16 protein-coding genes and 1 pseudogene are annotated in these 19,360 nt (G+C 61.0%); 10 read left to right on the top strand and 7 right to left on the bottom strand.

The window, feature by feature from the left end; genetic code table 11:
• Positions 1-3 precede the first annotated feature (3 nt).
• The 4 genes from nrdD (at position 4) to ACTG1P_RS07550 (ending at position 3,553) form a co-directional block, all read left to right on the top strand.
• Positions 4-2,121, top strand: a complete 2,118-nt coding sequence (gene nrdD, locus ACTG1P_RS07565) for an anaerobic ribonucleoside-triphosphate reductase (protein WP_040066676.1) — start codon at positions 4-6, stop codon at positions 2,119-2,121.
• 118 nt (positions 2,122-2,239) lie between these two features.
• Positions 2,240-2,749, top strand: a complete 510-nt coding sequence (gene nrdG, locus ACTG1P_RS07560; RefSeq protein ID WP_440000910.1) for an anaerobic ribonucleoside-triphosphate reductase-activating protein — start codon at positions 2,240-2,242, stop codon at positions 2,747-2,749.
• Between the two features lie 64 nt (positions 2,750-2,813).
• Positions 2,814-2,984 carry a YqaE/Pmp3 family membrane protein gene (locus ACTG1P_RS07555; RefSeq protein ID WP_005343870.1) on the top strand — a complete coding sequence of 57 codons (171 nt, stop codon included), beginning with the start codon at positions 2,814-2,816 and terminating at the stop codon, positions 2,982-2,984.
• A 176-nt stretch (positions 2,985-3,160) separates the two neighbouring features.
• Positions 3,161-3,553, top strand: a complete 393-nt coding sequence (locus ACTG1P_RS07550) for a TonB family protein (protein WP_206900294.1) — start codon at positions 3,161-3,163, stop codon at positions 3,551-3,553.
• Between the two features lie 56 nt (positions 3,554-3,609).
• On the opposite strand, the gene ACTG1P_RS07545 is transcribed toward ACTG1P_RS07550, so the two are convergent.
• From ACTG1P_RS07545 to slyA, 5 genes are all read right to left on the bottom strand, one after another.
• On the bottom strand, positions 3,610-3,966 hold the full coding sequence (locus ACTG1P_RS07545) for an MliC family protein (RefSeq protein WP_005349873.1): 357 nt from the start codon (positions 3,964-3,966) through the stop codon (positions 3,610-3,612).
• A gap of 149 nt (positions 3,967-4,115) precedes the next feature.
• Positions 4,116-4,880, bottom strand: coding sequence for a substrate-binding periplasmic protein (locus ACTG1P_RS07540; RefSeq protein ID WP_440000909.1), 765 nt, complete (start codon positions 4,878-4,880; stop codon positions 4,116-4,118).
• Between the two features lie 175 nt (positions 4,881-5,055).
• Entirely contained in the window at positions 5,056-6,084 is a 1,029-nt protein-coding gene (locus ACTG1P_RS07535) for a DUF2955 domain-containing protein (RefSeq protein WP_184232595.1), read from the bottom strand.
• Between the two features lie 10 nt (positions 6,085-6,094).
• A complete protein-coding gene (locus ACTG1P_RS07530) occupies positions 6,095-7,150 on the bottom strand; it encodes an HlyD family secretion protein (protein WP_440000908.1) in 1,056 nt (351 codons plus the stop codon).
• A 1-nt stretch (position 7,151) separates the two neighbouring features.
• Positions 7,152-7,655, bottom strand: coding sequence for a transcriptional regulator SlyA (gene slyA / locus ACTG1P_RS07525; protein WP_184232591.1), 504 nt, complete (start codon positions 7,653-7,655; stop codon positions 7,152-7,154).
• Between the two features lie 977 nt (positions 7,656-8,632).
• Between slyA and ACTG1P_RS07520 the strand changes: the two are divergent.
• From ACTG1P_RS07520 to ACTG1P_RS07505, 4 genes and pseudogenes are all read left to right on the top strand, one after another.
• Positions 8,633-9,947 (top strand): annotated as a pseudogene (locus ACTG1P_RS07520) (2-hydroxycarboxylate transporter family protein).
• Between the two features lie 23 nt (positions 9,948-9,970).
• On the top strand, positions 9,971-11,521 hold the full coding sequence (locus ACTG1P_RS07515) for an NAD-dependent malic enzyme (RefSeq protein WP_440000907.1): 1,551 nt from the start codon (positions 9,971-9,973) through the stop codon (positions 11,519-11,521).
• 17 nt (positions 11,522-11,538) lie between these two features.
• The gene (locus ACTG1P_RS07510) at positions 11,539-13,104 is read left to right on the top strand and encodes an ATP-binding protein (RefSeq protein WP_071912140.1); all 1,566 of its coding nucleotides are present in this window, start codon (positions 11,539-11,541) and stop codon (positions 13,102-13,104) included.
• Positions 13,105-13,107: 3 nt separating this feature from the next.
• A complete protein-coding gene (locus ACTG1P_RS07505) occupies positions 13,108-13,800 on the top strand; it encodes a response regulator (protein WP_440000906.1) in 693 nt (230 codons plus the stop codon).
• 81 nt (positions 13,801-13,881) lie between these two features.
• Here ACTG1P_RS07505 and ACTG1P_RS07500 read toward each other — a convergent pair whose 3' ends face one another.
• Entirely contained in the window at positions 13,882-14,781 is a 900-nt protein-coding gene (locus tag ACTG1P_RS07500) for a DMT family transporter (protein ID WP_440000905.1), read from the bottom strand.
• A 233-nt stretch (positions 14,782-15,014) separates the two neighbouring features.
• On the opposite strand from ACTG1P_RS07500, the gene ACTG1P_RS07495 reads away from it, so the two are divergent.
• The gene (locus tag ACTG1P_RS07495) at positions 15,015-15,800 is read left to right on the top strand and encodes an AraC family transcriptional regulator (RefSeq protein ID WP_440000904.1); all 786 of its coding nucleotides are present in this window, start codon (positions 15,015-15,017) and stop codon (positions 15,798-15,800) included.
• A gap of 80 nt (positions 15,801-15,880) precedes the next feature.
• On the opposite strand, the gene exaC is transcribed toward ACTG1P_RS07495, so the two are convergent.
• On the bottom strand, positions 15,881-17,398 hold the full coding sequence (gene exaC, locus ACTG1P_RS07490) for an acetaldehyde dehydrogenase ExaC (RefSeq protein ID WP_440000903.1): 1,518 nt from the start codon (positions 17,396-17,398) through the stop codon (positions 15,881-15,883).
• A gap of 236 nt (positions 17,399-17,634) precedes the next feature.
• Between exaC and ACTG1P_RS07485 the strand changes: the two genes are divergently transcribed.
• Complete coding sequence (locus ACTG1P_RS07485; RefSeq protein WP_440000902.1) at positions 17,635-19,314, top strand: sigma-54-dependent Fis family transcriptional regulator; 1,680 nt, start codon at positions 17,635-17,637, stop codon at positions 19,312-19,314.
• The last annotated feature ends 46 nt before the right edge of the window (positions 19,315-19,360 follow it).

The raw sequence follows: 19,360 nt of genomic DNA, 5'->3' as shown, positions 1-19,360 counted from the left end.
TCCATGAAACCGGTTGTGATCAAACGTGACGGATGTCGCGCACCATTCAATGCCCAGCTGATTGCAGAGGCGGTCAGCCGTGCGGCGGAAGCGGTCAATCAGGCCAATCCGGCACTCGCCTCCCGCATTGCCAATGCGGTGAGTCAGGAGCTGGAAGGGCGTGGTGAAGTTGATATCCACGAGATCCAGAACCGGGTCGAAAACCACCTGATGGCTTCCGACGATAAGGCCATCGCCCGCGCCTATATCGAATATCGCCATGACAGGGATCAGGCTCGCGAGGCGCGCGGCCGTCTGGCGCAGGAGATCCGCGGTCTGGTCGAGCAGACCAACGCCGCCCTGCTCAACGAGAATGCCAACAAAGACTCCAAGGTGATCCCGACCCAGCGCGACCTGCTGGCCGGTATTGTAGCCAAGCACTATGCCACCAGCCACATGCTGCCCCGTGATGTGGTTCAGGCCCACGAGAGCGGTGATCTGCACTTCCACGATCTCGATTACTCACCTTTCTTCCCGATGTTCAACTGTATGTTGATCGATCTGAAAGGAATGCTGACCCACGGCTTCAAGATGGGCAATGCGGAGATCGATACCCCGAAATCCATCAGCACCGCCACGGCCGTGACCGCCCAGATCATCGCCCAGGTGGCGAGCCACATCTATGGCGGCACCACCATCAACCGCATCGACGAAGTGCTAGCCCCCTATGTGACCATCAGCTGGCAGAAACACCGTGAAGTGGCCGAAGAGTGGGGCATTGCCGACGTAGAAGCCTACGCCATGGCCCGCACCGAGAAAGAGTGTTACGACGCCTTCCAGTCACTGGAGTACGAAGTCAACACCCTGCACACCGCCAACGGTCAGACGCCGTTTGTCACCTTCGGCTTTGGTCTGGGGGACAGCTGGGAGTCGCGGATGATCCAGCGTGCCATCCTCAGCAACCGCATCGCCGGTCTTGGCAAGAACAAGAAGACCGCCGTGTTCCCGAAACTGGTGTTCGCCATCAAGGATGGCCTCAACCATAAGCAGGGCGATCCCAACTACGACATCAAGCAGCTGGCGCTGGAGTGTGCCTCCAAGCGGATGTATCCGGACATCCTCAACTACGACCAGGTCGTGAAAGTGACCGGCTCCTTCAAGACCCCCATGGGTTGCCGCTCCTTCCTCGGTGCCTACGAGGAGAATGGCGAGCTGATCCACGAAGGTCGCAACAATCTGGGTGTGGTGAGCCTCAACCTGCCGCGCATCGCGCTGAAATCCCGTGACGAAGCGGACTTCTGGGATCGTCTCGATGCCTCTCTGCGGGTCGCCAAGAAGGCGCTGATGTACCGCATCACCCGTCTGGACGGGGTGAAAGCACGGGTTGCACCGATCCTCTATATGGAAGGGGCTTGCGGCGTACGCCTCAAGGCGGACGACAACGTCAGCGAGATCTTCAAGAACGGCCGAGCCTCCATTTCTCTCGGTTATATCGGGGTACACGAGACCATCAACGCCCTGTTTGGTGACAAGGTGCATCTGTTTGACAGCGCCGAGCTGCAACAGAAAGCCATCGCCATCATCGCCCGTCTCAAGGCAGCCATCGACGAGTGGAAAGAGGAGACCGGCTACGGTTTCAGCCTCTACTCCACCCCGAGCGAGAACCTCTGCACCCGTTTCTGCCGCATCGACGCCAAGGAGTTTGGCGTGGTATCCGGCGTGACCGACAAGGGTTACTACACCAACAGCTTCCACCTCGATGTGGAGAAGCAGGTCAACCCCTACGACAAGCTGGACTTCGAGGCGCCCTATCCACCCATCGCCAGTGGCGGTTTCATCTGCTACGGCGAGTACCCCAATATCCAGCACAATCTGGAAGCGCTCGAAAACGTCTGGGATTACAGCTATGACAAGGTGCCCTACTACGGTACCAACACCCCCATCGACGAGTGCTACGACTGCGGCTTCACCGGCGAGTTCGAGTGTACCTCCAAGGGCTTTACCTGCCCGCGCTGCGGCAACCATGACCCGGCCAAGGTGTCGGTGACCCGCCGTGTCTGCGGCTACCTCGGCAGCCCGGATGCGCGCCCCTTCAATGCGGGCAAGCAGGAAGAGGTGAAGCGCCGCGTCAAACATATGTAAGCCGAGCCCTCTCCCAAGGGGAGAGGGAATCGGCCGATGTACTGTTTGCGCTGCTTTGCTCCCTTCTCCCCTCGCGGGAGAAGGGTCGGGGATGAGGGGGCCGTAATAGAGAGAGATGATGCATTACCACCAATACTATCCGGTCGATGTGATCAACGGCCCCGGCACCCGCGCCACCCTGTTTGTCTCTGGTTGTGAGCACCAGTGCCAGGGTTGCTACAACCAGAGCACCTGGCGCCTTGACGGCGGCAAGCCGTTTGATGAAGCGATGAGCGATCGCATCATTGCGGATCTCAACGACAGCCGTATCAAACGGCGAGGTCTGTCGCTCTCCGGCGGCGATCCGCTCCACCCGGCCAACGTGCCCCACGTGCTGGCGCTGGTGAAACGGGTGCGCGCCGAGTGTCCGGGCAAGGATATCTGGTGCTGGACCGGCTATCTGCTCGGCGAGCTCTCGGATGCCCAGCGTGAGCTGGTGGCTTTGCTGGATGTGCTGGTGGATGGCAAGTTTGAAAAGGCGTTGGCAGACCCGGGCCTGCTCTGGCGCGGCAGCAGCAATCAGCAGATCCACGACCTCAAAGCCTGGCGTGATGCGGGTGAGCGTATCCCCTGTCTGGTTTGCAGTTGAAGTCCGGGATGTTTATGGTTAGCCCATTCCAATCCTGACGACATTTTTGAAGAGGAGAGCCGAGATGAACAATCTGCTCAAGATCCTGCTGGCCATTTTCCTGCCCCCTGTGTGCGCGTTTATCCAGGTGGGCTTTAGCCTGCACTTTTTAATCAACATCGTGCTGACCCTGCTGGGCGGTCTGCCTGGCATGGTGCATGCGCTCTGGCTGGTGGTGAGCGACAAGCGCGGCTGATGCCAGCGGTTGGTTAGTGAGCTCATTGACGATAAAAGGGCCAACCTCTCGGAGTTGGCCCTTTTGTTCATGTTCATACGAATACTTTTTCGTTAGGATGGCTGACTGACCAAAAGGGCCGCGTTGAGCGCCCCGCAGTCCGGCAACAAGCACCGGCAAAGAACAAGGAGCGTTACATGAAGTGGAAAGTCGCAGTATGGTCAGGTCTGGCAGTGACACTGTTGCTGGGGTGCTCATCCCGCCAGGAGGTGGCGCACGAGCGCACTCCGATCGCTATCCCTCTCGAGCAGCTTTCAAGCTACTGGGTTCAGGAGAAGCAGTGGTCATGGCTTGGCAATGACGAGCCCGCCTTGCCGGCCAAACCGGTCAAGGGGTATGTGGAAGTACGCTATCAAATCGACGCCAGCGGCACGCCGGTCAAACCGGAAGTGGTGGCGGCCGAGCCCCCCGGCGAGCTGGAACAGAGCGCGCTGGCGACCCTCTCGCGGATCCGCTACAGCCCGGCAGAGGGCAACCCGGATGCCATTCCGGTCGAGGTGACCAACCGCTTCGAGATCGAGATCAACTGATCCCCCACCACTCTGATGCCAGAGAAAGAGAGACCCCGGCCAGGCCGGGGTCACGTTTATTGTTGTTTGCAGTCGTTGTAGGCGGTCTGCCACTCGCCATCCTGATCCCGAAGCTCCACAAAGCCCTCATCCCCCTTGTTCCACCAGACGGCCTCATGTTCGTCCGTGTAGCGGGCGCCGGAGGCCGAGACGGCCTGGGGCAGGGTGTAATCCTTGCCGTCCGGCAGTGACAGCTTGATAAAGTTGAGGCTCTCGTCGGAGAGGGAGAAGTAGCGCACCTGCACCTTCTTGCCCTGCTCGCACTGGTAACTGACCGGTTCGCCACCTGTGACGGAGAGGGTATTGCCCTGATTGCAGCCAGCGAGCAGGCCGAGGGCCAGCGCACCAGCGGCCATCATATGTACCTTATTCATGATTACAGCTCCATTGGTGTCATACGGGCGTGAGCCTAACAGGTTGCCGTTATTGTGCAATCCGTACGGCCATTCGGTGCGTCGCTGGCTGTCCGGCATACTGTCGCGAGTGTTGAGGAGAGGAGCTCGGTGTTAGCAAGGAACAGCGATCAGTGCAAGCCAAGTTGGGTTTCAAACTGGCGGATCAGCGTCTCATAGATGCCGTTGTTCTTGATCTTCTGCAGCCCCTGTTCGAACTGCTTGGCCAGCGCTTCCCCTTGAGGTGTGTTGCGGGAGAAGGCGAGCCAGAAGCCATCGGTGGAAAGCTTGCCAACCTTGACCACCTTGCCGGTCAGCTGCTTCTGCTGGATCTTGAGATAGCCCGGCATGCCGTTCATCAGGATGTAGTCGACCCGGCCGCGCACCAGCATCTCCAGGATCTGGGCATCGGATTTGGCCTGAAAGCGGGTGATCCTGGGGTTCTCCATAAAATCGGTGGGGTAGGTGTAGCCGAGAGTGATGCCCACCCGCTTGCCCTCCAGCGAGGTGAGCTTGAGATCCCGTTGCGGCTCGCTGGCGAGGGCGAAGATGGCAAGATCCTCCTCGAACATGGGGGTATCGTGCCAGTGGTACTGGTAGCGGTTCTCTTCGGTGATGGTGGCGTTGAAGCACCCCGCAAGTTTGCCGCTTTTCGCATCGTGCATGCAGCGGGCGAAGGGGAGGGTACGAAAGACAATCTCGATCCCTTCGGCGGCGAACACCGCCTTGACCAGCTCAGGCGCCAGTCCGCGTGGCTGGTCATCCTCATTGTCCTTGTCGCGCTCGCAGTAGGGGGCCCAGTCATCTTCGGCACCAATGACAAGCGGGGTGGCCCCGAGCGGGCTGGTAGCCAACAGTACCAGACAAACCAGCCACTTTTTTAACAACTGAACCATAAGTGCACCTCATCAACAGCAGCCTTACAAGCATAGCCACACTTCTGCGCTGAGCTGTGGCGGCGGGGGGGGGGATGACAAGGGAGGCACACGAGGGAGAGAAAAAACGCCCCGGCAGGCGACGGGGCGAAAGAGAGCTCATCCATGGGCTGACAACAGTGCTTACAACAGACTATCAATAACCGAAGCGGGTCGCCTCGAAGCGGTTGAGCAATCGGTGGATGAGGTAGCAGGCCAGCAGGGTGGCTACGATGGCAAACAGGATGCTGCTGACCCGGTAGAGGGCGCTGAACACCAGATCGTTGCCCGGGGTGAGGTACTGGCCAAACAGGATCCCCAGCGTAGTGAGGGCGCCAAAGCCAACACCTGAACCGCTAGCCTCCTTGAGATGGGCATGACTGAACAGCATGGCGCCGAGCCACAGCAGCGGGGCGACCAGGATCAGTTGCCCGGACCAGTCATAGAGCAGCAACTGGCCAATGATGCCAAAGCTGACACCGAGCAGGGTGCCTATGGCTCGTTTGCGAGCATAGCTGAGGGCGCCGTTCCAGTGCATGGGAAACAGCAGTACCAGAGTGGTCGCCTGAGCCGACATGGAGTCACGTAGATCGAAGGTCTGGAACACCAAGAACGAGAGGGTGGCGATGCTGGCTCCCAACAGTGCTTCGTGACGCATCCGGTGAGGGGCCTTGGGGGCGGCTACCGCCTTGGGGCGTGGCTCCACATCCGGGAACAGGGCCGTCATCAGATAAGCGGTCAGCACAGAGAGTATACTGGCCCATATATTGTTAAAAATGAGGTCGTTCAGATCGGTCTGGGGGTAGCTGGCAAAGTGCAGCATGATGCTCAGATTCAGCACACCGCAGGAACCGAACAGGAATAGGCTACCCCGGGACATGGCTGCGAAACGATAGAGAAACATGAAAAAGGCCAAGAGGGTCATCAGCGCAGGGTGGCCGCCAAACAGCCCACCAAGCAGCCCTACCTCCACGCCACCGACAACGGCGGAGGCGATCAGCTGGCGTGCCGCATGGCCGTTCATCACAGGTAATATCCCCAGTAGAAACACCGGGATAGCCGTGTAGAAGACACCATAATTCCAGTTGAATATTTTGCAGAGCAGAAAGCCCGTGGTGCAGCCAAAGGCGATGCGCAGGCATTGGCGCAACTCGTTGCCTGTCAGGGGTCTGTGCCACCGAGTCATGGTTGTCACCTTAGTAGATGTAGTGCAGCAGGCTGAGCAGATGGATCTGGGCACGGGCCAATGTAGCGGTCAGGCTATTGTCCGGCAGCAGTTGTACCGTGGCACGGGCACCGGCCGGAAGATGGCCGGGAAGTTGCTCCAAGGTCAGGCGCAGACGCAGGCGTTGGGCATCCCGCACCCAGCGGTCAGATTCCACCGGGGCTGCCAGTGTGCCATTAGCGTCAAACTGACCGGCGCTGACCCCAGCATCCAGACTATTCACCCGAGCTGGATAGAGTTCGCCGGGATAGCCATCGAAGGCGACCAGCGCCCGGGTTTTATCCCCAACATGGCGCAAACTCTTCTCGCGAAAATCAGCGATTACGTCAACCTGATCCGCCACCAGTGCCAGTAGCGGACTGCCCGCATTTGCCATGCTACCCGGTTTAAGCTGCAGGTTGGTGATGGTGCCATCCTGATCTGCATGGACCTGGCTGTAAGCTAGAGCCAGCTCGGCTTGAGCCAGCTTGTTGCGTGCCTGACGTAGCAGCAGGTTATCTTCCCCGCGGGAACCCCGGTTGGCCCTAATCTCATCCAGTTTGGCCTTGCTGGCCGCCAGGTTGGCCCGGGCGTTGCGCAGGGCGCTGTCCGCCTCGTCTTTTAGCTGCAGTGACACCATGTGTCGCTGGTAGAGGGCGTTGATCCGTGCCGCTTCCCGTCCCTTTTGATCGGCGAGAGCTTTCTTGGCATTGATATCCGCATCGGCGGCGGCCAACGCTGCATCCAACTCGTTGTTTTGCTGCTCGGCTTGGTCCAGGGCGAGCTTGGCCTGTTCCACTGCGAGTTCAAAAGGCTCGGGATCCAGGGTAAACAGCAGATCCCCTTTTTTGACATGCTGGTTGTTGTTAACGGCAACGTCGACCACTTTGCCGCTGACTTGAGGGGCCAGCTTGGTCACGACTCGGGTCGCCATGGCCTGGGGAGTGAGGGGGAGCATCAGATCAGCCAACAGAAAGTAGCAAAAGATAATGATAAACCCGGTCATGGACCATTTGATCCAGCGGGCAAATTGTTGATCCGGGGTCATCTTATTCTCCTGCTTCATGATTGTCCGATGGCTCGACTGCCTGCTGCTCGTGGTGCCACTCGATCCTGCCGATGGCATTTGCCGAGATACGCTGCACGATGGCTTCGAATTGACGCAGGCTTTGCTCATCGATGCCGACCAGCAGCTCCTGACGAAGGCGCATGATGCGACCGGCTATCTGATCGAGCAGGGTTTGGCCTGCGGGGGTCACGCAGACGATGCGGGCCCGCTTGTCCTGACTGCAGCTGTGACGTTCAATCAGTCCCTGCTCCTCCAGCTGGCCCAGGGTGCGCATCAGGGAGGGGAGCTCGATCTCGAGGGCTTCGGCCAGGGTCTTCTGGCTGACATGGGTCCCCATGCGAGAGAGCTTCCATAGCGCGGTCCAACGGGCATGGGTGAGGCCAAGGGGAGCCAGCTCCAGATCGGCGGTAGTACGCCATAGCCGGTGCATCCGCGCTATTTGCTCGGCGAGCGACAGCTCGCGCAACCTTTCCAGATCAGTCATCTTCTTACCCTTAATGTACTTAGCCTGCTAAGCATTTTACTTGTTTAGCAGGCTAAGTAAATAGTGTGATGGGGATCATGTTTCTGGTCGGATCTTTCGTTGGCACGAGTGAGCAGCATTCGAGCCCCTGATATTGTTTGCAGTGCTGATTCACTCGGGGCTCTCTTGCCGATTCGGATATTGCGCCGTGAATGGAGGATATCCGGCAGTTATTTTCATGAAATTTTCAGCTTCAGTGAGCAGCTCTTTTTTTATCCGCTAATATTGATGTGGTTATAAAACAAGGGGGAAACGGGTTGTGGATGGATATGACAGTGGATGTGTGTATCTGGCAATTGAAGCGCTGTTGAGTGATGGGGAATATGGTGGAGAGTCACACCATGGCGTGAATCGGGAAGGCGCAATCAGAAGTACCGATATCAGTCATGATTTTGACCCAGCCAATATTCCATTGCTGTTGGCAGAATAGACCTGACCGTGTGTGATCCTTGTGAGTTCAAGCCAGTGCTCTGGTATTCGCTGGCTTGGCTCATCACTATTTTAATCTCCCCTTTTTGCATCTTTCTCCTCACCCTTTTTCATCGTGCGTGCTTCCTGCACGCCGACTCAAACCCTGATGTGGCACTCGCGTTATGGCGATGACATTGCCCGCTGATTATCACTCACAGGAGCTGTGGCGATAAATGGTCGCAGAGCTTGTCATCTGGCTCTGTTATTTCCCCGAAGGGGGAGAGATCATCGCATCGTTATTACTGCTGATCACCCAAATATCCGCCATTGGGCTCGCTCGTTTTATCGTCCAATTTCCTGGTCGAGCAGGGCATCGGTGATCTGGTGTTCTATTGTGCAGCACGCGTTGGCGGCACCATGATGTTTAAGTTTTTAATGTTTTTATATGGCTTTGCAGTCTGGCTAACCGACAGGGGCGAGGGGGAGCAATAAAGTAGCGGCCACAATCACACGCAGAGTACATAACAATGAAAAACCTCTCTCCCCTACAAACCACACAAGAAAAGGCCGCCTTGATGGGCGGCCAACAAATTGCCGGTATGCCGCTCTTTATATTTCTGGGGCTGGCAACCTGCGTTCTCTTTTCCGGCTGGAATGGCTCGCTGCCGCTGGGCATGGTCGGTGCGCTGGCGTTGATGTTTGTGCTTGGCACCCTGCTGACCGAGCTGGGTGAGCGGATCATGCCGATCCGTGAATATCTGGGGGGCGGCACTATCTTCGCCATCTTTGGCGGCGCCGCCCTGTTCGAATACCAGCTGCTGCCGGTGCAGGCGGGGCAGGTCATCACCAACTTCATGAAGGAGGGAGGCTTCTCAACTTCTTTATCGCCAGCTTGGTGACTGGCTCCGTGTTCGGCATGAGTGGCGCTTTGCTGAAAAATGCCGCCATGCGCTACCTGCCGGTCATTCTCGGTGGCGTCGCGCTGGCACTGCTGAGCGTGGGGTTGGTCGGCTCCCTGATGGGGTATGGCTTCAAGAATGCGGTGCTGCTGATCGGCCTGCCGATCATGGGCGGTGGCATGGGCGCCGGTGCGGTGCCGTTGGTGGAGATCCTCTCCGACCCGATGCAGATGTCCAGTGCGGACCTATTGTCACGCATGGTACCGGCGGTGGTGATCGCCAATACCCTGGCCATTCTGGTGGGCTCCCTGCTGGCGCGGCTCGGTCGCCGTTACCCCTCCCTGACTGGCAACGGCAAGCTGTGGTTAAAGAGAGTAGCCAGAGCATTGCCGATGAGCAGGCCGAAGCGCCGACCCTGCAGAGTCTGGGTATGGGGCTTTTTATCAGCTCCAGCATGTTTGTGCTGGGCTCCCTGCTTGGCAACTTTATCCCCATGCACCCCTTTGCCCTGATGATTTTGGCGGTCGCTTTTATCAAGGTGAGCGGCGTGCTGCCGCGCCGTTATGAGCAGGCGGCGGCCGACTGGTATCAGTTTGTGGTGAGCAACCTCACCCCCTCCCTGCTGGTGGGGATCGGCGTCGCCTATACCAGTATTCCGGAGCTGATCAGCGCCTTCTCCATCAGCTACTTCGTGCTGGTCATGGTCACCGTGATTGGCGGCGCCCTCGGCGCGGCGCTGGTCGGCAAGCTGATCGGTTTCTATCCCATCGAGGCAGCCATCACCGGCGGGCTCTGTATGGCCAACATGGGGGGCACCGGCGATGTGGCCGTGCTCTCGGCGGCCCAGCGCATGAAGCTGATGCCCTTTGCCCAGATCTCCTCCCGTCTCGGCGGTGCCGTGATGCTGATTTTGGCGACCGCTCTTATCTCCCTGCTTGCCTGATACCGGATTGAGGAACAAACAAGATGAACGACATCATGATGGGCACCAGCCTGCCCTATGCAGAACGCAAGCGTCAGGGTGTACGCGGCCGCATGCCGCATAAGGAGGAGTCCCTCTCCCAGCAGCGGCGCCGGATCTACCGATTGGTCAGTGCCATGCAGAGTCCGTTTGACCAGCATCTGCTGCTGCGCCAGCTGCAGGAGGACAACCCTGTACTCTTCTACGATCTGGTACGCCACCACCTGCCGGAGCTGCTGCCAATCATCTACACCCCGGTGGTGGGGGAGGCGTGCCAGCGCCACAGTGACCTCTATTTGCGCAGCCACGGGCTCTATCTCTCCTGGCACGACAGGGACGATCTTGACGACATCCTCGAGTCGGTGGAACAGGAGGTGGAGGTGATCGTCATCTCCGACGGCGAGCGGGTGCTGGGGCTCGGCGATCTCGGTATCGGCGGCATGGGGATCTGCATCGGCAAGCTGGCGCTCTACTCCGCCGCGGGTGGCATCAACCCGGCACGGACCCTGCCGCTCTGCGTCGATGTGGGCACCAACAACCCCGAGCTGCTGGAGGATGACTCCTACCTTGGCTGGCAATCCCCGCGCATTGACGGCGAGAGCTACTACCACTTCATGGACAAGGTGGTGGCCGCCATTCGCAAGCGCTGGCCGCAGGTGGTGTTGCAGTTTGAGGATTTCGCCGGCAAGCACGCCGCCAACCTGCTGGCCCGCTATCGGGACGAGCTTTGCATGTTCAACGACGACATTCAGGGAACGGCGGCGGTCGCCTCCGCCTGCGTGCTGGCCGGATTGCAACAGGCGGGCACTGCCCTGTGCGATGCCCCGGTGCTGATCGTCGGGGCGGGCTCGGCCGGCTGCGGCATTGCCGCCATGTTGGCCCAGCTGGCGGGGAGTCACGACGGCGTCTGGTTGTTTGATCAGGATGGGGTGGTCTGCTGCGATCGTCCCAACTTGACCCGCGCCCAGCAGCCGTTTGCCCGCGCCGTGGAGGAGGCCAACAGCTCGCTGCTGGAGACCATCCGCCAAGTGCGACCGGCGGTCTTGATTGGCGTGAGTGGTCAGGGTGGCCTCTTTACCCGTGAGATATTGCAGGCGATGGGGGAGGTGTGCGAGCAGCCGGTGATCCTGCCGCTCTCCAATCCGACCCGCAGCGCCGAGGCCACCCCCGAGCAGGTGTGGGCCGCCACAGATGGCCGTGCGCTGCTGGCTACCGGCAGCCCTTTTGCGCCGGTGACGGTGGCGGGCGAGCGGCGGGTGGTCTCCCAGTGCAACAACGTCTATGTCTTCCCGGGGATTGGTCTCGGAGCCTGCGCCGTCAAGGCGAGCCGCATCAGCGATGGCATGTTGCTGGCCGCGGTGCGGGCGGTCGGTGCCTATCCGCTGTTGGCGGGTCGGCTGCTGCCTCCCATCGAACAGGTGGGGGAGGTGGCTCGCGCCGTCGCCAGAGCGGTGGCGCTCTGCGCCCGTGAGGAGGGTTTGGCCGATTTTGCCGGTGATCCGGCACCTTTGATTGACCAGACTTGGTGGCATCCGCACTATTGGGTGGCTTCCTGACGTTGCAAGGTCCGTGCATGAAACTTCGCCACCAGCTGGTTACCCTCTCCCTTGGGCTCTCCCTGCTGCTCATCATCATTCTGGGCAGCCTGCTCGCGCTCTTTATCCGCCACCTGCTGGAGAGCAATCTGGAGGAGAAGGGGGGCGATCTGGCCCGCATCATGGCGGCTGACAGCCGGGTGGTGGCGGCGCTGCATCAGGGGAGCGAGCCTGCGCTGCGCGATTACATGGAGGAGGTGTGCCGCCGCACCGATGCCGCCTATATGGTGGTGACCGACGAGCATGGCCGTCGCCTCAGCCACCCCAACTCCGCTCTGGTGGGGGGACAGTTTCGCGGTGAGGATCTCTGGCCAGCGATCCACGAGCGGCGCAGCTACTGCTCGCGCGACATGGGGACCATGGGGCCGGCGATCCGCTGCTTCTCCCCGGTGGTTGGGGCTGACGGGCGCGCCATGGGGGCCGTGGTGGTGGGCTACCTGATGCAGCAGGTGGAGGGCATCTACATGGAGCGAATTGCCCTGCTCATCAGCGCCATCGGCGCCGTCTTTGGTTGTGGCCTGCTGCTGGCGCTCTGGGTGCAATATCTGCTGCGCAAGACCCTGCTTGATCTGGAGCCGGAGGCGATCGTCCGCCGCTTCACCTTGCAGGATCTGGTGCTCGAGCAGATCGCCGAAGGGGTGATTGCGCTGGATGGCCGCGGCCACATCGCCATGATCAACAGCACCGCCATCTATCAGCTGCGGCTGCCTGCCACCGGTCGTCACGCCCTGCAGGGGCAGGCGCTGGCCGAGCTGGTGCCACCGCTCGCGCCCGTACTCGAGCAGGAGGGCGAGGTGGCCTTCACCATTCAGGGCGAATCGTTCGTCGGTCGCTGGCAGGTGGTGCATGGCAAGGAGCCCGGGCGCCTCCTGATCTTCAGTCGTCCCGAAGTGGCGACCAGTCTGGGGGTACAGGTCACCCACCTGCGCCAGTACGCCGAGATGCTGCGGATGCAGAGCCACGAGTTTGCCAACAAGCTGAGCAGTCTCTCCGGCCTGCTGCAACTGGGCCATGTGGATCAGGCGGTCGAGCTTATCCAGCAGGAGAACGAGGCGTGCCAGACCCTGCTGCAGGAGCTGCTGGAACTTATCGACAACAAGCCGGTGGCTGGCCTTATCCTCGGCAAGTTCAGCCGGGCCCGCGAGCTGGGGGTCACGCTTGAGCTCGATCCCGATTCGGCGCTCGGCGAGTATCCGGCCGCCGTCTCGGCCGATCTCATCACCCTCATCGGCAACCTGCTGGACAATGGTCTGCAGGCGGCCTGGCGCAATCGTCAGCAGTGTCCGCCGCGGGTGTTGCTTTCGCTGTGCGATGTGGGGCGCCGGTTGGTGATCGAGGTGGAGGATAGCGGCGAGGGGGTGGACGAGGATCTGGCCGATCACCTGTTCGATTACGGGGTGAGCCGCCAGAGCGGCGATCATGGCGTAGGACTCTTTCTGGTCAAGGAAACCGTGGGGCGCTACGAGGGTGTGATAGAATGGCGCCGAACTGTCGAGCAGACCACCTTGTTTGGCATCTACCTGAATAAAAACAAATTAATGTGAGCCATGGATCCAATACTCACCCTTGTTATTGAAGATGACGATCGGATTGGTGCCATCTTGTCCGAGCTGGTGGCCTCCACCTCCGGTTTCTCCCTGCTGGGGCGGGCCGGTACCCTGGCCCAGGCCGATGCCATGCTGGCTGGCGTGGTGCCGCAGCTGTTGCTGGTGGATATCTCCCTGCCTGACGGTTCCGGCCTTGAGTGGGTGAGCCGCCTGCGCAGCCACAACCGCGAGGCTTATGTGATCATGGTGACCGCCTCGCGCGATGTGGAGACCATCCAGCAGGCGCTCAATCTCGGGGTACATGACTACATCATCAAGCCGCTGCGGCTGTTTCGCATCCAGCAGAGTCTCGACGAAATCCTGCAACTTCATCAGAAGCTCTCCGAGCCGGGACGGCTGGAGCAGGAGGACCTCGATCGCCTGCTCGGCAAGGGCCGTGCCCAACCCAAGGAGGTGCGTACTACTCCCAAGGGGATCGACAGCATTACCCTGCGTCAGGTGCTCGACCTGCTTGCTGCCGAGCCCGAGAGCGTCTTCTCGACCGATACGGTGGCGCAGCGGTTGTCGCTGAGTCGCACCACGGCACGCCGTTATCTGGAGTATCTGGAGTCGGAAGATCGGGTGGATGTGGATCTCAACTACGGCCAGCGCGGACGACCGGAGCGGCGCTACCGCTGGCGCCGGGCGGGGTGAAGTTGGTTCACAGTCGCCAGAACACGATAGAAATGAACAAGGGAGCCAGCGGCTCCCTTGCTGTTTTTGGCATGTTGCCCGTCAGGCCGCATTGCGCTCCGGCAGTGGGACACGCTTTTTCAGCTGGGAGATCATCACGCCCCCCAGAATGAGGCCACCGCCCAGCAGGTGGTAGCCGTGGATCGGCTCACCCAGACCGACGACGGCGATAAGCGCCGTACAGAGTGGCATCAGGTTCATAAAGACCGATGTGCGCTCTGCCCCCATGCAGGCGAGGCCGCGCATCCAGCAGTAGGCCGCCAGCAGGGAGGAGGCGAGCCCGGCGAAGAGCACCAGCCCCCACCCTTCGGCTGGCACCGCCATCGAGTCGGCACTGAGAGCGAGCGGCACCAGCAGTAGCACGGCCAGCAGGATCTGCATATAGAGGTTGAGCCAGGGGCCAAACGGCAGTTGCCAGCGGCGGATCAAGAGGCCGTAAAGGGCGTAGCTGGCGGAGCCGAGCAGCATCATGCCATCCCCCGGGTTGATGCCGTTATGGAGCAGGGCGAGCGGTTCGCCCTTGCCAAGCAGCCAGAGCACTCCGAACAGGGAGAGACTCATGCCGAGCAGTGCCTGTTTGCCGGGACGCTGGCCGAAGAAGAGCGCCCCTTGCAGCAGAGTAAGCAGCGGAATGAGGGAGCCGATCACCCCCATATTGGTGGCCGAGGTGCTGTGGGCGGCGTAGTAGGCCAGACACTGGTAGAGCACCATACCGAGCGCCGCCAGCACCAGCAGCTTGCCGAGCCAGGGGCGAACCTCACTGCGTCGCCGCCAGAGGGTGGGCAGACAGAAGGGGGTCAGCGCCAGGGCGGCAATCACCCAGCGATAGAAGGAGATGGCCGCGGGGTCGAGCACGCTGGCCGCCGCTTTGGAAACCACGGTATTGGTGGCCCAGATCAGCACCGCCATCAGCGGAAACAGGAGGGGGGAGAAGAGTCGCATCAAAGGCTCCTTATTAACAGGGGGCCAAGTCTACCCTTGTCTTTATATTATCAAGTAGCGTAAAACAGACAGATGACCCAGCAGAAAAGACAACTCTTTCTGATGCACCTTATTCCGGCCCACCCGGACTGCGTTTGCTCGCAACTGATGGCTGCTTTTGGCCTGTGCCGGAGACCGAGCCAACAGGGCGTTGCATCACGCCTGTTCCTCTTTCTCGCTGACAAGGGACGCTGATGGCCACTCACCACTTTCAGCCGGTAGATGTCGTTCTGCCCGCTCCCAATCCGCTCTTTTTCAGTTACCAGCAGATGCTGGCCGACAGCGCGACCGTGCTGCACTCCCACCCCTGGGGCCAGCTCAACATGATCAGCCTGGGGATCATGGAGATAGAGCTGGGGGAGCAGCGACTGGTGGCCCCTGCCGACTACCTGATCTGGGTGCCGGCGGATCTCGAGCACACCTCCTACAACGAGCAGACCCTCGACTACACCTCTATCTACGTCAGCCACGAGATGGCGGCCAAGCTGCCGCCAGAGCCCAGATTGCTGCTGCTCACCCCGCTGATCCGCGCCCTGCTGAGCGACTTTTGCGAACGGCGGGTAAGCCATATGGCGGATGAGTGGGATCAGCGTCAGGCCGAGTTGCTGGTGGAGCGACTGGCGCGCACCCGCTGTCAGGAGAGCTACCTGCCGATGAGTCAGGACAAGCTGTTGGCTCCCATGCTGGCGGCGTTACACAGCGATCCTGCCGATCCCCGTACACTGGTCCAGTGGGCCGGACAACTGCACACCACAGAGCGCACCCTGGCGCGGCGCTGCCTGCGGGAGCTGGGGATGAGTTTCGGTCAGTGGCGGGCACGGCTGCGGCTGCTCAAGGCGCTGGCCTGGCTCAAGGGGGACATGCCCATTCAGGAGATCAGCTGGCGACTTGGTTACGGCTCCACCTCGGCCTTTATCGCCATGTTCAACCGGGAGCTGGGCTGCTCCCCCCAGCGTTATCGCCTACAGTCAGCCCGATAACAAATCGCCAGACATGTCATCTGATGAAGCAAAACAAGGAGGGCGCCCGCAGGCGCCCTTTCTGATGACATCTGCTCGCGCTAGAAGAAGCCGAGCGGGTTGATGTCGTGGCTCACCAGCAGGTTTTTGGTGTTCTGATAGTGGTCCAGCATCATCTTGTGGGTCTCGCGGCCGATCCCCGACTTTTTGTAACCGCCAAAGGCGGCATGTGCCGGGTAGGCGTGGTAGCAGTTGACCCAGACCCGGCCAGCCTGAATGCCACGCCCCATGCGCCAGGCTAGATTGCTGTCGCGGGTCCACAGGCCTGCCCCCAACCCGTACTGGGTGTCGTTGGCAATCGCCAGAGCATCCGCCTCGTCCTTGAAGGTGGTGACCCCGAGTGCCGGCCCGAAGATCTCCTCTTGGAACACCCTCATCTTGTTCTGGCCGGAGAAGATGGTGGGCTGGATGTAGAACCCCCCCTCCAGTCCGCTCACCTTGGCCGGGCCGCCGCCGATCAGCATCTTGGCCCCTTCGCCGCGGCCGATCTCCATGTAGCCCAGGATCTTGTCGAACTGCTCGCGGGACGCCTGCGCGCCCACCTGAGTGGCGGTATCGAGGGGGTTGCCCTGCACTATGGTGCGGGCGCGGGCCAGCACCCTGTCCATGAAGTCGTCATAGATGCTGGCCTGCACCAGCGCGCGGGAGGGACAGGTACACACTTCCCCCTGGTTGAAGAAGGTCATCAGCATCCCTTCTACCGCCTTGTCGATGTAGCTGCTCTCGTGCTGCATCACGTCGGCGAAGTAGATATTGGGGGACTTGCCGCCCAGCTCCACGGTGGAGGGGATCAGCTTGTCGGCTGCGCAGCGCAGGATATGGGCGCCCACTTCGGTCGAACCGGTAAATGCCAGTTTCTGGATCCGGTTGCTGGTGGCGAGCGCCTGACCCGCCTCGGCGCCGAAGCCGTTGACCACGTTGACTACGCCAGCAGGCAGGATGTCCTTGATGAGATCCATCATCAGCATGATGGTGACCGGGGTCTGCTCGGCGGGCTTGAGCACGCTGCAGCAACCCGCCGCCAGCACAGGGGCCAGCTTCCAGGCGGCCATCAGCAGCGGGAAGTTCCATGGGATGATCTGGCCGACCACGCCGATGGGTTCCTTGAAGTGGTAGCTGACGGTGTTCTGATCCAGCTCGGCGGCCGAGCCCTCCTGAGCGCGAATGCAGCCAGCGAAGTAGCGGAAGTGATCCACCACCAGCGGCAGGTCTGCCGCCAGGGTTTCACGCACCGCCTTGCCGTTCTCCCAGGTTTCGGCGATGGCGAGCCGTTCGATGTTCTGCTCGATGCGATCGGCGATGCGCAGCAGCAGGTTGCTGCGCTCGGTGACGCTGGTTTTGCTCCAGCTGGTGAACGCCTTGTGGGCGGCATCCAGCGCCAGCTCGATATCGGCGGCGTCGGAGCGGGCGACCTCGCAGAATACTTTGCCGTCCACTGGCGAGATGTTTTCAAAGTAGCGGCCGGCGCGCGGCGCCACCCACTCACCACCGATGAAGTTGTCGTAACGGGGTTTGAAGCTGACCAGGGCACCAGCCTGACCGGGAGCGGTATAAATCATCTCATCATCCTTTATGTGTGTGATCCTGACCGGACTGGCTGACAGACCGGTTGCCAGCTGATATCGCAAGGGGCGTGCCAAAGGGTCTGACCAGCAGGCAGGATGTTACAAAAACGTTATCAAATGGGATGTGGCAGCGTATCTTGGTTAACCAATGACCACGGCTATTGCGATAAAACTGTACCGTTTCTGGACAGTGGCCGAGACGGTCGTGCTGTTTGTGAACAGGAGGCGTGATGAGTGAGTCACTTCAACCCGGTCCCGGTCCGATCCTGCGTTCCTGGCAGCGTTGCCTGCACCAGGGGCTGAGCCGTCAGCAGAGCGCCGATCTGGACTTGCTGCCCCAAGGGGAGCTGTCGGCCCGTCAGGAGCAGCACAGGGCGCTGATTTCCTGCTTCCAGCGCTTCGTGCTGCCGCTGTTTGTTCAGTTGCTGGCGGGCCGCCCCTGTCGCCTGTTGTTGTGTGACGGTGAGGGGGCCATTCTGGCCGCCAGCGGTGATGAGGGGTTCGCCCGCCATGCCGAGCGTATCTTTTTGCGCAGTGGCGCCCGCTGGGGTGAGGCGAGCAAGGGCACCAATGCCATCGGTACTGCGCTGGCCGAGCAGAGCGAAGTGCAGGTGCTCGGCAATCAGCACTTCTTCGCCCAGCACAGCTTCCTCAGTTGCAGCGCTTGCCCGTTGCTCGGGCCGGATGGGCAATTGCTCGGGGTGCTCGACATCTCCACCGATGCGGCCCATCACGATGGCGACATGCTGGGCACGGTGCGGCTGCTGGCCATGACCCTCGAAAACGCACTATTGGTTCGTCAGCCGGGCTGGCTGGTGGATCTCGATCCCCAGAGCCTCTGGTCAGCTCGCCTGTTGCTGGGAGAGGAGGGGGAACTGCTCGGCGCCAACCGGGCAGGCCGGCTCTGGCTCGGCCAGCACCCTTTCGATGGCAGGCAACTGCTGCGCGAGGGGCGTGGCTTGCGGCTGGTGCCAGAAGCGGACGCGACACCTTCCCGCGCCGTGCTTCCGGGTCACTCAAGCCCGGTGCCACATCCGCAGCAGGTGCCGCTCAAGATGCTGGAGCGCGGCATTTCGCTGCTTATCGAGGGGGAGACCGGCAGCGGCAAGGAGCATCTGGTGCGGGCCCTGCACCGAGCGTCGAGTCGGCGGGAGCAGCCACTGGTGTGCGTCAACTGCGGCGCATTACCAGCAGATCTGGTGGAAGCCGAGCTGTTTGGGTATGTGGGCGGGGCCTTCAGCGGTGCCCGCAGCCAGGGCAGTCAGGGTTATCTGCGTGCAGCCCACGGCGGCATGCTGATGCTCGATGAAATTGGCGAACTGCCGCTGCAGGCTCAAACCCGACTGCTGCGTGTATTGCAGGAGCGCAGCGTGACGCCGGTTGGCAGTCACAAGCCGGAGGCGGTGGATTTCTGGCTGGTCAGTGCCAGCCACCGAGATCTGGCGGCCATGGTGCAGAGTGGCGCATTTCGCGAAGACCTCTATTACCGGATCTGCGGCTGGCGCCAGCAGCTGATGCCGCTGCGCCGTTGGCCTGCCACTGAGCGTCTGGAGCTGATCCAGCGACTGTTGGCAGAGATGGACCCGACCCTGCGTCTGACCCGCGATGCGGAGCAACAACTGCTGGCCCATCCGCTCCCCGGCAACGTGCGCCAGCTCAAGCAGGCACTGGAAGTGGCCTGTGTGCTGGCAGAGGGGTTGGGCTGGATAGAACCCGCCCACCTGCATCTGCCCAGTGTGGCCACAGAGCCCGGCGTCTTGCCGATGGGGGAGGCGACCAGCTTGCGTGAACAAACCCGGCGGCAGGTGCAGCAAACGCTGGCGGCATGCGGCGGCAATGTGAGCGAAGCCGCGCGCCAGCTGGGGATCAGCCGCACCACCCTCTACCGGACGCTGCGCGAAGCCCCTTGAGTGCTCACTCCCCCTCATCGGTCGTTTCAAGACGCACATGACGGCT

The organism is Aeromonas sp. 11P (assembly GCF_051920165.1).
GTDB lineage: Bacteria > Pseudomonadota > Gammaproteobacteria > Enterobacterales > Aeromonadaceae > Aeromonas > Aeromonas veronii.
Note: the sequence above shows the minus strand (reverse complement) of the source record. Positions and strands in the feature narration are given on the sequence as shown.

Excerpts from the sequence above, each read along its gene's own strand:
- nrdD (WP_040066676.1), top strand. The coding sequence starts at position 4 with ATGAAACCGGTTGTGATCAAACGTGACGGATGTCGCGCACCATTCAAT.
- nrdG (WP_440000910.1), top strand. The coding sequence starts at position 2,240 with ATGCATTACCACCAATACTATCCGGTCGATGTGATCAACGGCCCCGGC.
- ACTG1P_RS07555 (WP_005343870.1), top strand. The coding sequence starts at position 2,814 with ATGAACAATCTGCTCAAGATCCTGCTGGCCATTTTCCTGCCCCCTGTG.
- ACTG1P_RS07550 (WP_206900294.1), top strand. The coding sequence starts at position 3,161 with ATGAAGTGGAAAGTCGCAGTATGGTCAGGTCTGGCAGTGACACTGTTG.
- ACTG1P_RS07545 (WP_005349873.1), bottom strand. The coding sequence starts at position 3,966 with ATGAATAAGGTACATATGATGGCCGCTGGTGCGCTGGCCCTCGGCCTG.
- ACTG1P_RS07540 (WP_440000909.1), bottom strand. The coding sequence starts at position 4,880 with ATGGTTCAGTTGTTAAAAAAGTGGCTGGTTTGTCTGGTACTGTTGGCT.
- ACTG1P_RS07535 (WP_184232595.1), bottom strand. The coding sequence starts at position 6,084 with ATGACTCGGTGGCACAGACCCCTGACAGGCAACGAGTTGCGCCAATGC.
- ACTG1P_RS07530 (WP_440000908.1), bottom strand. The coding sequence starts at position 7,150 with ATGACCCCGGATCAACAATTTGCCCGCTGGATCAAATGGTCCATGACC.
- slyA (WP_184232591.1), bottom strand. The coding sequence starts at position 7,655 with ATGACTGATCTGGAAAGGTTGCGCGAGCTGTCGCTCGCCGAGCAAATA.
- ACTG1P_RS07515 (WP_440000907.1), top strand. The coding sequence starts at position 9,971 with ATGAACGACATCATGATGGGCACCAGCCTGCCCTATGCAGAACGCAAG.
- ACTG1P_RS07510 (WP_071912140.1), top strand. The coding sequence starts at position 11,539 with ATGAAACTTCGCCACCAGCTGGTTACCCTCTCCCTTGGGCTCTCCCTG.
- ACTG1P_RS07505 (WP_440000906.1), top strand. The coding sequence starts at position 13,108 with ATGGATCCAATACTCACCCTTGTTATTGAAGATGACGATCGGATTGGT.
- ACTG1P_RS07500 (WP_440000905.1), bottom strand. The coding sequence starts at position 14,781 with ATGCGACTCTTCTCCCCCCTCCTGTTTCCGCTGATGGCGGTGCTGATC.
- ACTG1P_RS07495 (WP_440000904.1), top strand. The coding sequence starts at position 15,015 with ATGGCCACTCACCACTTTCAGCCGGTAGATGTCGTTCTGCCCGCTCCC.
- exaC (WP_440000903.1), bottom strand. The coding sequence starts at position 17,398 with ATGATTTATACCGCTCCCGGTCAGGCTGGTGCCCTGGTCAGCTTCAAA.
- ACTG1P_RS07485 (WP_440000902.1), top strand. The coding sequence starts at position 17,635 with ATGAGTGAGTCACTTCAACCCGGTCCCGGTCCGATCCTGCGTTCCTGG.